We start from the raw sequence: 12,377 nt of genomic DNA on the forward strand, positions 1-12,377 counted from the left end.
GGGACGATTTATTCGCCCGATGTTATGCGGCGCCTTAGGCGAATGAATTCGCCCCTACAAATGCACCTGCGCTTGGTTTCAAGAAGATGCCATGAACAGATCCCGGCCCCGTAGGGGCGAATTTATTCGCCGATGTTATGCGGCGCCTCAGGGCGAACGGATTCGCCCATACAAAAGCACCTGCGCCTGGTTTCAAGAAGATGCCATGCACAGATCTCGGCCCCGTAGGGGCGAATTTATTCGCCCGATGTTCCGCAGGGAATTCAGCCCGGAAAATGAGGGAAAAGCTGCTTGATTAACCGAATCGCGAGGAAACAGCCATGAAATGGTTCGATATCTGCTCCCTGGACGAGATCAACCCACTCGGCGCACGCATCGTTGCCGGGCCGAAGGGTGACATCGCAGTCTTCCGCACCGCCGACGATCAGGTGTTCGCGCTGGACGACCGCTGCCCGCACAAGGGCGGCCCGCTGTCCCAGGGCATCGTCTTCGGCAAGCAGGTCGCCTGCCCGCTGCACAACTGGCAGATCAACCTCGATAGCGGCGAAGCCGTGGCGCCTGACGTTGGCTGCGCGCATCGCCATGAAGCACGGGTCGAGAACGGCCGCGTGCTGCTTTCCCTGAACAGCGCAACCGAGTGCGCCTGAGCGCACGGAGAGCCAGCCCCAGATGAACGAATTGTCAGTAGATGACGCCATGCGCCAGACAACCGCTTCGACCTGCTGCTATTGCGGCGTAGGTTGCGGCGTGCTGATCGAGCACGACGGCGAGCGCATCCTCGATGTCGCCGGCGACCCGAACCATCCCGCCAACTTCGGCAAGCTGTGCAGCAAAGGTGCGACCCTGCACCTGACCGGCGACCTGGACGCCCGCGCGCACTACCCCGAACTGCGCCTGGGCAAAGGTCTGGCCCGCGCACGCACCGATTGGGGCAGCGCCCTGGACCACGCCGCCAATGTATTCGCCGAAACCATCGCCGAACACGGCCCGGACAGCGTCGCCTTCTACATCTCCGGCCAGTTGCTGACCGAGGACTATTACGCCTTCAACAAGCTCGCCCGCGCGCTGGTCGGCACCAACAACATCGATTCGAACTCGCGGCTGTGCATGTCGTCCGCCGTGGTCGGCTACAAGCGCAGCCTCGGCGCCGACGCCCCGCCGTGCAGCTACGAGGACATCGAGCAGAGCGACTGCCTGCTGATCGTCGGCAGCAACATGGCCTATGCCCATCCGGTGCTGTTCCGTCGCCTCGAAAAAGCCAAGGCCGAGCGCCCGGAGATGAAGGTCATCGTCGTCGATCCACGACGCACCGTCACCTGCGACCTGGCCGACCTGCACCTGGCGATTCTGCCAGGGACCGACGTTGCGCTGTTCCACGGCATGCTGCACATCCTGCTGTGGGAAGGCTGGATCGATCGCAATTTCATCGAGGCCCACACCGATGGCTTCGATGAGCTGAAAAGCATGGTGCGCGACTACAATCCGGCCATGGTGGCGGACCTCTGCGGCATCGGCATTGATGAACTGCAGACCACCGCCCGCCTCATCGGCACGTCGAACAGCTTCCTCTCGCTCTGGTGCATGGGCCTCAACCAGTCCACCGCCGGCAGCGCCAAGAACAGTGCGCTGATCAACCTGCACCTGGCTACCGGCCAGATCGGCAAGCCCAGCGCCGGGCCCTTCTCCCTGACCGGCCAGCCCAACGCCATGGGTGGCCGCGAAACGGGCAGTCTGTCCAACCTGTTGCCTGGACATCGCGAGGTGGGCGATGCCGCGCATCGAGCCGAAGTCGCCGACTACTGGGGCGTACCGGCCCTGCCGGATGCCCCCGGTCTGTCGGCCATCGAACTGTTCGACGCCGTGCACAGCGGGCGGATCAAGGCGCTGTGGATCGCCTGTACCAACCCGGCGCAGTCCATGCCGGACCAGCAGAAGATTCACCAAGCCCTCGCGGCCTGCCCCTTCGTGGTGGTGCAGGAGGCCTTTTTCACCACCGAAACCTGTCGCTACGCCGACCTGCTTCTGCCCGCCGCCAGCTGGGGCGAGAAGGAAGGCACCGTGACCAACTCGGAGCGCCGCGTCAGCCACGTGCGCTCCGCCATCGCTGCGCCAGGCGAGGCGCGCGCCGACTGGTCGATCACCTGCGATTTCGCCCGCCGGTTGGAAAAGTTGATGCGCCCCGGCCAGCCCAGCCTGTTCGCGCTCGACACGCCGTCATCAATATTCGACGAATACAAGCGCCTGACCGCAGGCCGAGATCTTGATCTGTCCGGCCTCAGCCATGCACTGATCGACCGCCTCGGCCCGCAGCAATGGCCCTTCCCGGCCGGCAGCCAGCAAGGCACACCGCGGCTCTACGGCGACGGCGTGTTCCCCACCGACAATGGCCGCGCGCGCTTTCTCGCCGAGCAGTACCAGACGCCGAAAGAACGACGCGAGGCGCGCTTCCCGCTCACGCTGAACACCGGCCGCCTGCGCGATCACTGGCACGGCATGAGCCGCACCGGCACCGCGGCGCGCCTGTTCGGCCACGTCGAGCAAGCGCTGCTCGGCATGAGCGCCGACGACATGCGCCGACGCCGACTGCTCGACGGCCAACTGGTCAAGGTCCGCAGCCGCCGTGGCGAGCTGCTGTTGCCGGTGCACAAGGACGACAGCCTGCGGCCCGGCCAGACCTTCATGCCGATGCACTGGGGTGATCGCTTCCTCAAGGGGATGGGCGTGAATGTGCTGACGCTGCCCGCCTTCGACCCGATCTCCAAACAACCGGAGCTCAAGCATGCCGGCATCGAAGTGGAAAAGGTCGACCTGCCCTGGCAGTTCTTCGCGCTCGTCGAAGGCTCGGTGCAGAAGCGCTTCGAGTCCCTGCGCCCATTATTCGAAGGCTTCGCCTATGCCAGCTTCAGCCTGACCGGGCGAGACCGTTCCGCGCTGGTCATCCGCGCCGCCTGTCACGAAGCTCCGGATGCGGCGCAACTGGCGCAGATCGAACAACTGCTGGGGCTGGATGAAGGCCCGGTGGTGGCTTACGACGACCCACGACGTGCGGTCGGCAAGCGGGTGCGTATCGAGGAGGGTCGCATCGTCGCCCTCAGCCTGTCCGGCGAAACCGCCGCACGCGACTGGCTGAAGCAGCTCTGGCAGGACGGCACGGCCGATCAGGCGTTGCGCCGCTGGCTGCTGGCACCGCTGAGCACGCCGCCGGGTGGCGGAGCCCGCACGGCCAAGACCCTGTGCAACTGCATGAACGTCAGCCAGGACGCGATCTGTGCGGGCATCGATCGCGGTCTTGACCTGGATGGACTGAAGGGGGCACTGGGCTGCGGCACCAGCTGCGGGTCCTGTGTGCCGGAAATCAAGCGGTTGCTGGTCAAGCACCCGGCTGTCGCTTGAAGAAACTGTTCGAACAGCCGATGCACGGCGCATCGCCGGCCGATCATTGCCGCACCAGAGGTAGCACCATGAGCGCAAAAGCATGAAACAAGCCAATGGCAGCGCGGCCAGAAGCCGAGCGAGGGGGCAGCACCGATAAGCGGGCTGCAGGCTCAGGATCATGCCGGGTGGCCCGTCGAGAGCCTTTGCGGGCCTCCCCTCGCCGCAACCTGAGATGCGCCGATGAAGAAAAAATATTTCAATAAGCTTCCTCGAAAACATGTACGCGCACTTTCTATGGGCATAGTATGTGCACCCATCACAAGGTTGCGGCGCTTCGCCGCAGCTGCAATACAGCCGTTCCGCTGAGGAGTCCGGCATGTCCGATGTCAGTCTGTCCCACAACTGGGGCTTCGCGGTATTTCTTCTGGGCGTCTTCGCGCTGTGCGCGTTCATGCTCGGCGCTTCCAGCCTGCTCGGCAGCAAGGCCTGGGGTCGCGCCAAGAACGAACCTTTCGAGTCCGGCATTTTGCCCACGGGCAATGCGCGGCTGCGTTTTTCCGCAAAATTCTATCTGGTCGCGATGCTCTTCGTGATCTTCGACGTTGAAGCCCTATATCTCTTTGCCTGGGCTGTCTCGGTACGCGAAAGCGGCTGGGCGGGCCTCATTGAAGCTACCGTATTCATAGCAATTCTGTTGGCGGGTCTTGTCTACCTTTGGCGGGTGGGTGCGCTCGATTGGGCGCCATCCAGCCGTCGCGAGCGACAGGCGAAGCTAAAACAATGAGGCTCTTCGCATGCAATACAAACTTACCCGGATCGATCCGGATGCGGTCAGTGACCGTTATCCGGTCGGCCAGCAGGAGACTGTTGCCGATCCATTAGAAGACCAGGTTCATCGCAACATCTACATGGGCAAGCTGGAAGACGTGCTGAGTGGCGCGGTCAACTGGGGGCGCAAGCATTCCCTCTGGCCGTACAACTTCGGCCTGTCGTGCTGCTATGTGGAGATGACCACTGCCTTCACCGCGCCTCATGACATCGCTCGCTTCGGCGCCGAGGTCATCCGCGCCTCGCCGCGCCAGGCCGACTTCATGGTCATCGCCGGTACCTGCTTCATCAAGATGGCACCCGTCATCCAGCGTCTCTACGAACAAATGCTCGAACCCAAGTGGGTCATCTCCATGGGTTCGTGCGCCAACTCCGGTGGTATGTACGACATCTACTCGGTCGTTCAGGGGGTCGACAAGTTCCTCCCCGTCGACGTCTACATACCCGGCTGCCCGCCCCGCCCCGAGGCGTTCCTGCAAGGTTTGCAACTGTTGCAGGAATCCATCGGCAAGGAGCGCCGTCCGCTTTCCTGGGTCGTCGGCGATCAAGGCGTCTATCGCGCCGAGATGCCGTCGCAGAAGGAGCAGCGACGCGAACAGCGTATCCAGGTCACCAACCTGCGCAGCCCCGACGACGTGTGAGGCCGGCTTTCCGCCTGGAAAGCCTCTCCACACCCAACCGTTGACCGAAAGCGACCGAGATCATGACTGCAGGCAATGCGCTGTACATCCCGTCTTACAAGGCTGACGACCCGGATATCGTGGTCGAGCTGAACGCGCGCTTCGGCGCCGAAACCTTCGCGTTGCAACCCAGCCTGACCGGCATGCCGGTGCTCTGGGTGCCACGCGAAAAGCTCATCGAGGTGCTGGGGTTCCTGCGCCAGGTCAGCAAGCCCTACGTAATGCTCTACGACCTGAGCGCCATCGATGAACGCCTGCGCACGAATCGCCGCGGTCTGCCACCTGCCGATTTCAGCGTGTTCTATCAGCTGATGTCGCTTGAGCGAAACAGCGATGTGATGATCAAGGTCGCGCTCAAGGAAGGTGATCTCAACCTGCCTACCGCCGTCTCCATCTGGCCCAACGCCAACTGGTACGAGCGCGAAATCTGGGACATGTTCGGCATCACCTTCGAGGGCCATCCGCTCCTCACCCGCATCCTGATGCCGCCAACGTGGGACGGTCACCCCCTGCGCAAGGATTATCCCGCGCGGGCCACCGAATTCGATCCCTATAGCCTGAACGCCGCCAAGCAGGACCTGGAGCAGGAAGCCCTGCGTTTCAAACCCGAAGACTGGGGCATGAAGCGTGGCAACGAGCACGAGGACTACATGTTCCTCAACCTCGGCCCCAACCATCCCTCGGCGCACGGCGCGTTCCGCATCATCCTGCAGCTCGACGGCGAGGAAATCCTCGATTGCGTCCCCGAGATCGGCTACCACCATCGCGGCGCCGAAAAGATGGCCGAGCGTCAGAGCTGGCACAGTTTCATCCCCTATACCGACCGCATCGACTACCTCGGCGGGGTGATGAACAACCTGCCCTATGTGCTGGCCGTGGAGAAACTGGCCGGCATCACCGTGCCGGACCGGGTCGACTTCATCCGCGTGATGATGGCCGAGTTCTTCCGCATCCAGAACCACTTGCTGTATCTGGGCACCTACATCCAGGACGTCGGCGCGATGACCCCGGTGTTCTTTACCTTCACCGACCGCCAGCGCGCCTACGAGGTCATCGAAGCCATCACCGGCTTCCGCATGCACCCGGCCTGGTATCGCATTGGCGGCGTTGCGCATGACCTGCCGCGCGGCTGGGACAAGCTGGTTCGCGAATTCCTCGACTGGATGCCCAAGCGCCTGAAGGAATACGAAAAGGCGGCGCTGAAAAACAGCATTCTGATCGGCCGCACCAAGGGCGTCGCGGCTTACACCACCAAAGAAGCCCTTGAATGGGGCGTGACCGGCGCAGGCCTGCGCGCCACGGGCCTCGACTTCGACATTCGCAAGGCGCGCCCCTACTCCGGCTACCAGCATTTCGACTTTGAAGTGCCGCTGGCCGTCAACGGCGACGCCTATGACCGCTGCATGGTCAAGATGGGCGAGATGCGCGAGAGCCTGAAGATCATCGAGCAGTGCCTCAAGCACATGCCGGAAGGGCCCTACAAGGCCGACCACCCGCTGACCACACCGCCGCCGAAAGAGCGCATGCTGCAACACATCGAAACCCTGATCACCCACTTCTTGCAGGTCTCCTGGGGTCCGGTAATGCCGGCCAATGAAAGCTTCCAGATGATCGAAGCGACCAAGGGCATCAACAGCTATTACCTGACCAGCGACGGCAGCACGATGAGTTACCGCACACGCATCCGCACGCCCAGCTTCCCGCATCTGCAGCAGATCCCATCGGTGATTCGCGGCAGCATGATTCCGGACCTGATTGCCTATCTGGGCAGCATCGATTTCGTTATGGCCGACGTGGACCGCTGATATGAACACTCTGATCAAGACTGACTGTTTCTCCCTCAGCGAGACCGAACGCTCGGCCATCGAGCACGAGATGCACCATTACGAAGATCCCCGCGCCGCGTCCATCGAAGCGCTGAATATCGTCCAGAAGGCCCGTGGCTGGGTGCCTGACGGCGCTTGCGACGCCATCGGCGAAGTCCTCGGCATCCCGGCCAGCGACATCGAAGGGGTCGCCACTTTCTATAGCCAGATATTCCGCGTGCCGGTGGGCCGCCACATCATCCGTGTCTGCGACAGCATGACCTGCTACATCGGTGGCCACGAGTCGATCCTCGGCGCCATCGAGCAGGCGCTCGGTATCGCACCGGGCCAGACCACCGACGACAACCGCTTCACGCTGATCCCGGTGTGCTGCCTGGGCAACTGCGACAAGGCGCCGGCACTGATGATCGATGACGACACCTTCGGCGACGTACAGCCCGGCAGCGTCGGCGCTCTGCTGGAGGCCTATCAATGAATCAGCGCAGCGCTATGAACATGAAGCTTTCATCCTTCGGCCCGATCAATCGCATCGAACGCCAGGAAGAAACCCATCCGCTGACCTGGCGCCTGCGCGACGACGGCGAACCGGTATGGCTCGACGCATATCGGCAGAAGGCCGGCTACGACGCACTGCGCAAGGCGTTGGCCGACATGGCCGAAGCCGACATCGTGCAAACCGTGAAGGACTCAGGGCTGAAAGGCCGCGGCGGCGCCGGCTTCCCCACCGGTGTGAAGTGGGGCCTGATGCCGGCCGACGAATCACTGAACATCCGCTACCTGCTGTGCAACGCAGACGAGATGGAGCCCAACACCTGGAAGGACCGCCTGCTCATGGAGCAGCTGCCGCACCTGCTGATCGAAGGCATGATCATCAGCGCCCGCGCACTCAAGGCCTATCGCGGCTACATCTTCCTGCGCGGCGAATATGTCGATGCGGCGCGCAACCTCTCCCGAGCCATCGACGAAGCGAAAACCGCCGGCCTGCTGGGCAAGAACATCCTCGGCAGCGGCTTCGATTTCGAGCTGTTCGTCCACACCGGCGCCGGCCGCTACATCTGTGGCGAGGAAACCGCGCTGATCAACTCGCTGGAAGGCCGCCGCGCCAACCCGCGCGCCAAGCCGCCATTTCCCGCGGCTGTCGGCGTGTGGGGCAAGCCGACCTGCGTCAACAACGTCGAAACCTTGTGCAACGTGCCGGCGATCATCGGCAACGGCGTGGACTGGTACAAATCCCTGGCCCGCCCCGGCAGCGAAGACCACGGCAGCAAGCTGATGGGCTTCTCCGGCAAGGTGAAAAATCCCGGCATCTGGGAACTGCCCTTCGGCATCAGCGCCCGTGAGCTGTTCGAAGACTATGCCGGCGGCATGAAGGACGGCTATAGCCTCAAGTGCTGGCAGCCCGGCGGGGCCGGCACCGGCTTTCTGCTGCCCGAACACCTCGAAGCGCAGATGTACGCCGGCGGCGTCGCCAAGTTCGGCACGCGCATGGGCACCGGTCTGGCACTGGCCGTGGACCATACCGTCAGCATGGTTTCGCTACTACGCAACATGGAAGAGTTCTTCGCCCGCGAGTCCTGTGGCTGGTGCACCCCCTGCCGCGACGGCCTGCCCTGGAGCGTGAAGACCCTGCGTGCGCTGGAGCGCGGCCAGGGGACCGCTGAGGACCTCGACATTTTGTCACGACTGGTGGATTTCCTGGGCCCCGGCAAGACCTTCTGTGCTCATGCGCCCGGCGCAGTAGAGCCGCTGGGCGCCGCCATCAAATATTTCCGCGGCGAGTTCGAGGCGGGCATAAGCCAGACGGCAGCTCCCTCCTTGCAGCCGGCGCTGACGAATTGAAAGACGCTGAAGGCTGGACGCTGGACGAAAAAGCGACTCGAACCTCGTCCAGCCTCAAGCCTTCAGCCTCAAGCGAAAGATTCCCTTTAGCCAGACCCGCGCAAGCGGATGAGAAGACCTAGAAATGGCCACTATCCACGTAGACGGCAAAGACTACGAAGTCGACGGGGCGGACAACCTGCTGCAGGCGTGTCTGTCTCTCGGCCTCGATGTCCCCTATTTCTGCTGGCACCCGGCGCTGGGCAGCGTCGGTGCCTGCCGCCAGTGCGCGGTCAAGCAGTATTCCGATGAAAACGACACCCGTGGCCGGTTGGTCATGTCCTGCATGACCCCTGCCACCGACAACAGCTGGATTTCCATCAAGGACGAGGAAGCCAAGGCGTTCCGCGCCAGCGTCGTCGAATGGCTGATGATCAACCACCCGCACGACTGCCCGGTGTGCGAAGAAGGCGGTCACTGCCATTTGCAGGATATGACGGTGATGACCGGTCATAACCAGCGTCGTTATCGTTTCAGCAAGCGTACTCACCAGAATCAGCAGCTCGGCCCGTTCATCGGCCACGAGATGAACCGCTGCATCGCCTGCTATCGCTGCGTGCGCTACTACAAGGATTACGCGGGCGGCACCGACCTGGGCGTATTCGGCGCGAACGACAATGTGTATTTCGGCCGTGTCGAAGACGGCGTGCTGGAGAGCGAGTTCTCCGGCAATCTCACCGAGGTCTGCCCAACCGGTGTGTTCACCGACAAGACCCACTCCGAGCGCTACAACCGCAAATGGGACATGCAGTTTGCACCGAGCATCTGCCATGGCTGCGCGTCCGGCTGCAACATCAGCCCCGGCGAGCGCTACGGTGAGCTGCGCCGTATCGAGAACCGCTTCAACGGCGAAGTGAACCACTACTTTCTGTGCGACCGCGGTCGTTTCGGCTACGGGTACGTCAATCGCTCCGACCGGCCCCGCCAGCCATTGCTGGGCGCGGATAGACTCGGCGTCGACGCCGCACTCGACACGGCTGCCCAGCTGCTGGAAGGCAAGCGCGTGATCGGGATCGGCTCGCCACGCGCCAGCCTGGAAAGCAACCACGCGCTGCGTGAACTGGTCGGTGCGCAACACTTCTACAGCGGCATCGCCGCCGCCGAGCTGGAGAACATCCGGTTGATCCGCCAGTTGATGCAGAACGGCCCGCTGCCGGTGCCATCGATGCGCGAGATCGAACGCCACGATGCGCTGTTCATTCTCGGCGAGGACCTGACCCAGACCGCCGCGCGCATGGCCCTGGCCGTGCGCCAGGCGGCCAAGGGCAAGGCCACCGAGATCGCCGCCTCGATGAAGATCCAGGACTGGCACGCCGCTGCCGTGCAGAACGTCGGCCAGCACGCCCTGCATCCGGTGTTCATCGCCAGCGTCGCCGAGACCCGCCTCGATGACATCGCCGAGCAGCGCGTGCACGCCGCACCGGCCGATCTTGCCCGTCTCGGTTTCGCCGTGGCGCATGCCATCGATCCCGGCGCACCCGCCGTCGACGACCTGGAAGCCGAGGGCCGGGCGCTGGCGCAACGGATCGCCGACGCGCTGCTCGCCGCCAAGCGACCCCTGCTGATCAGCGGCACCTCGCTGGGCGAGAAGCGCCTGATCGAAGCGGCGGGCAATATCGCCCAGGCGCTGAAGAATCGTGGGAAGAACGCCTCGATCAGCCTCGTCGTGCCGGAAGCCAACAGCCTCGGCCTCGCACTGCTCGGTGGCGAATCGGTGGATGCCGCGCTGGACGCCTTGATTGCAGGCAGCGCCGACGCGGTAATCGTGCTCGAGAACGATCTGTATCGCCGTGCCGGCCAGGCCAAGGTCGATGCCGCCCTCGCCGCCGCCAGGGCCATCATCGTCGCCGATCATCAGCACACCGCTACCACAGCCAAGGCTCATCTCGTGCTGTCGGCCGCCAGCTTCGCCGAGGCCGATGGCACGCTGGTCAGCCAGGAGGGTCGCGCGCAGCGCTTCTTCCAGGTCTTCGAGCCCAGCTATTACGACAGCAAGATTCTGGTGCGCGAAGGCTGGCGCTGGATGCATGCGCTGCACTGCACGGTTCAGGGCAAGGCGGTGGACTGGACCACGCTGGATCAGGTCACTGCAGACTGCGCGGCAACCAACCCGCACCTGGCGGGCATCCTCCAGGCCGCGCCGCTCGCCTCGTTCCGCATCAAGGGCCTGAAAATGGCGCGCGAGCCGCTGCGCTACAGCGGACGCACCGCCATGCGCGCCAACATCAGCGTGCACGAACCGCGTCAGCCGCAGGATCCGGACTCGCCGTTCGCCTTTTCGATGGAAGGCTATTCCGGCAGCGCCGAGGACCGTCAACAGATCCCGTTCGCCTGGTCGCCGGGCTGGAACTCGCCGCAGGCCTGGAACAAGTTCCAGGACGAAGTCGGTGGCCACCTGCGCGCTGGCGACCCGGGCGTTCGCCTGCTGGACGGCGTCCGTCAGGATATGGACTGGAAAATCGCACCCCGCGCTTTTGCGCCCGCGCCCGGCACCTGGCAGGTGGTGCCGCTGCATCACCTGTTCGGCAGCGAGGAAACCTCGTCTCTCGCCGCCCCGATCCAGCGCCGTATCCCGCAGCCCTACGTCGCCCTGGCCGCGGCCGAAGCCCGCCGTGCTGGCGTGGCCGAAGGCGAGCTGCTCGATCTGCGTATCGCTGATCAGCCACTGCGCCTGCCGGTCCGCATCGATGCATCGCTGGCCCTCGGTCTCGTAGGTTTGCCGGTCGGTCTGGCCGGCGTTCCGCTGTTCTACGCCGACAGCCTGGCCACTGAACTGGAGGCCACCCGATGAGTTGGCTGACTCCCGAGGTGATCGATGTGATCGCCGCTGTTGCCAAGGCGCTGGTGATCATGCTTGCGGTGGTGGTCTGCGGGGCGCTGCTGAGCTTCGTCGAACGGCGTCTGCTGGGCTGGTGGCAGGACCGCTATGGCCCCAATCGCGTCGGACCGTTCGGCATGTTTCAGATCGCTGCGGATATGCTGAAGATGTTCTTCAAGGAGGACTGGAACCCGCCATTCTCCGACCGCCTGATTTTCACTCTGGCACCGGTGGTGGCGATGAGTTCGCTACTGATCGCCTTTGCCATCGTGCCGATAACGCCGACCTGGGGGGTGGCCGACCTGAACATCGGCCTGCTGTTCTTCTTCGCCATGGCGGGCCTCACCGTCTACGCGGTGCTCTTCGCCGGCTGGGCGAGCAACAACAAGTTCGCCCTGCTCGGCGCCCTGCGTGCTTCGGCGCAAACGGTGTCCTACGAAGTATTTCTGGGGCTGTCGTTGATGGGCATCGTCGCCCAGGCCGGCTCGTTCAACATGCGCGAGATCGTCGAATACCAGCAACAGCACCTGTGGTTCATCGTTCCGCAGTTCCTCGGCTTCTGCACGTTCTTCATCGCCGGCGTCGCGGTCACCCACCGCCACCCGTTCGACCAGCCGGAAGCCGAGCAGGAACTGGCCGACGGTTACCACGTCGAGTATGCGGGCATGAAGTGGGGCATGTTCTTCGTCGGCGAATACATCGGCATCGTGACCATCTCGGCGCTGCTGACCACGCTGTTCTTCGGCGGCTGGCATGGCCCGTTCCTGGACGCCCTGCCGTGGCTGTCATTCTTCTGGTTCGCCATCAAGACCGGTTTTTTCATCATGCTGTTCGTGCTGTTGCGCGCCTCATTGCCGCGCCCTCGCTATGACCAGGTGATGGCCTTCGGCTGGAAATTCTGCCTGCCGCTGACCCTGATCAACCTGCTGGTGACCGGCGCACTGGTGCTGGCCGCGGCCCAGTAAGGAGGAA

At 63.6% G+C, this 12,377-nt stretch carries 8 protein-coding genes and 1 pseudogene; all 9 read left to right on the top strand.

From position 1 onward, the window contains the following. The first annotated feature begins 320 nt into the window (after positions 1-320). The 9 genes and pseudogenes from nirD (at position 321) to nuoH (ending at position 12,370) form a co-directional block, all read left to right on the top strand. Positions 321-647 carry a nitrite reductase small subunit NirD gene (gene nirD / locus NA637_RS10000; protein WP_256072109.1) on the top strand — a complete coding sequence of 109 codons (327 nt, stop codon included), beginning with the start codon at positions 321-323 and terminating at the stop codon, positions 645-647. Between the two features lie 49 nt (positions 648-696). Next, entirely contained in the window at positions 697-3,393 is a 2,697-nt protein-coding gene (locus NA637_RS10005; protein ID WP_423836718.1) for a molybdopterin-dependent oxidoreductase, read from the top strand. Between the two features lie 358 nt (positions 3,394-3,751). Further along, on the top strand, positions 3,752-4,159 hold the full coding sequence (locus NA637_RS10010) for an NADH-quinone oxidoreductase subunit A (RefSeq protein ID WP_256072111.1): 408 nt from the start codon (positions 3,752-3,754) through the stop codon (positions 4,157-4,159). A 10-nt stretch (positions 4,160-4,169) separates the two neighbouring features. Then, entirely contained in the window at positions 4,170-4,844 is a 675-nt protein-coding gene (locus tag NA637_RS10015) for a NuoB/complex I 20 kDa subunit family protein (RefSeq protein WP_256072112.1), read from the top strand. 62 nt (positions 4,845-4,906) lie between these two features. Next, entirely contained in the window at positions 4,907-6,688 is a 1,782-nt protein-coding gene (nuoC, locus tag NA637_RS10020; protein ID WP_256072113.1) for an NADH-quinone oxidoreductase subunit C/D, read from the top strand. A gap of 1 nt (position 6,689) precedes the next feature. Next, positions 6,690-7,184 carry an NADH-quinone oxidoreductase subunit NuoE gene (gene nuoE / locus NA637_RS10025; protein WP_256072114.1) on the top strand — a complete coding sequence of 165 codons (495 nt, stop codon included), beginning with the start codon at positions 6,690-6,692 and terminating at the stop codon, positions 7,182-7,184. Positions 7,185-7,204: 20 nt separating this feature from the next. Continuing rightward, a complete protein-coding gene (nuoF, locus tag NA637_RS10030) occupies positions 7,205-8,548 on the top strand; it encodes an NADH-quinone oxidoreductase subunit NuoF (RefSeq protein WP_256072149.1) in 1,344 nt (447 codons plus the stop codon). Positions 8,549-8,672: 124 nt separating this feature from the next. Then, positions 8,673-10,610: pseudogene (gene nuoG, locus NA637_RS10035) on the top strand (NADH-quinone oxidoreductase subunit NuoG); the annotation flags it as partial. Between the two features lie 764 nt (positions 10,611-11,374). Next, positions 11,375-12,370 (top strand): NADH-quinone oxidoreductase subunit NuoH, encoded by a 996-nt coding sequence (gene nuoH, locus NA637_RS10040; RefSeq protein ID WP_256072116.1) that lies wholly within the window; start codon positions 11,375-11,377, stop codon positions 12,368-12,370. Positions 12,371-12,377: the final 7 nt, after the last annotated feature.

The sequence above is a fragment of the Stutzerimonas stutzeri genome (genome assembly GCF_024448935.1).
GTDB lineage: Bacteria > Pseudomonadota > Gammaproteobacteria > Pseudomonadales > Pseudomonadaceae > Stutzerimonas > Stutzerimonas stutzeri_AO.

Coding starts and splice junctions, on each gene's coding strand:
- nirD (WP_256072109.1), top strand. CDS start 321: ATGAAATGGTTCGATATCTGCTCCCTGGACGAGATCAACCCACTCGGC.
- NA637_RS10005 (WP_423836718.1), top strand. CDS start 697: ATGCGCCAGACAACCGCTTCGACCTGCTGCTATTGCGGCGTAGGTTGC.
- NA637_RS10010 (WP_256072111.1), top strand. CDS start 3,752: ATGTCCGATGTCAGTCTGTCCCACAACTGGGGCTTCGCGGTATTTCTT.
- NA637_RS10015 (WP_256072112.1), top strand. CDS start 4,170: ATGCAATACAAACTTACCCGGATCGATCCGGATGCGGTCAGTGACCGT.
- nuoC (WP_256072113.1), top strand. CDS start 4,907: ATGACTGCAGGCAATGCGCTGTACATCCCGTCTTACAAGGCTGACGAC.
- nuoE (WP_256072114.1), top strand. CDS start 6,690: ATGAACACTCTGATCAAGACTGACTGTTTCTCCCTCAGCGAGACCGAA.
- nuoF (WP_256072149.1), top strand. CDS start 7,205: ATGAAGCTTTCATCCTTCGGCCCGATCAATCGCATCGAACGCCAGGAA.
- nuoH (WP_256072116.1), top strand. CDS start 11,375: ATGAGTTGGCTGACTCCCGAGGTGATCGATGTGATCGCCGCTGTTGCC.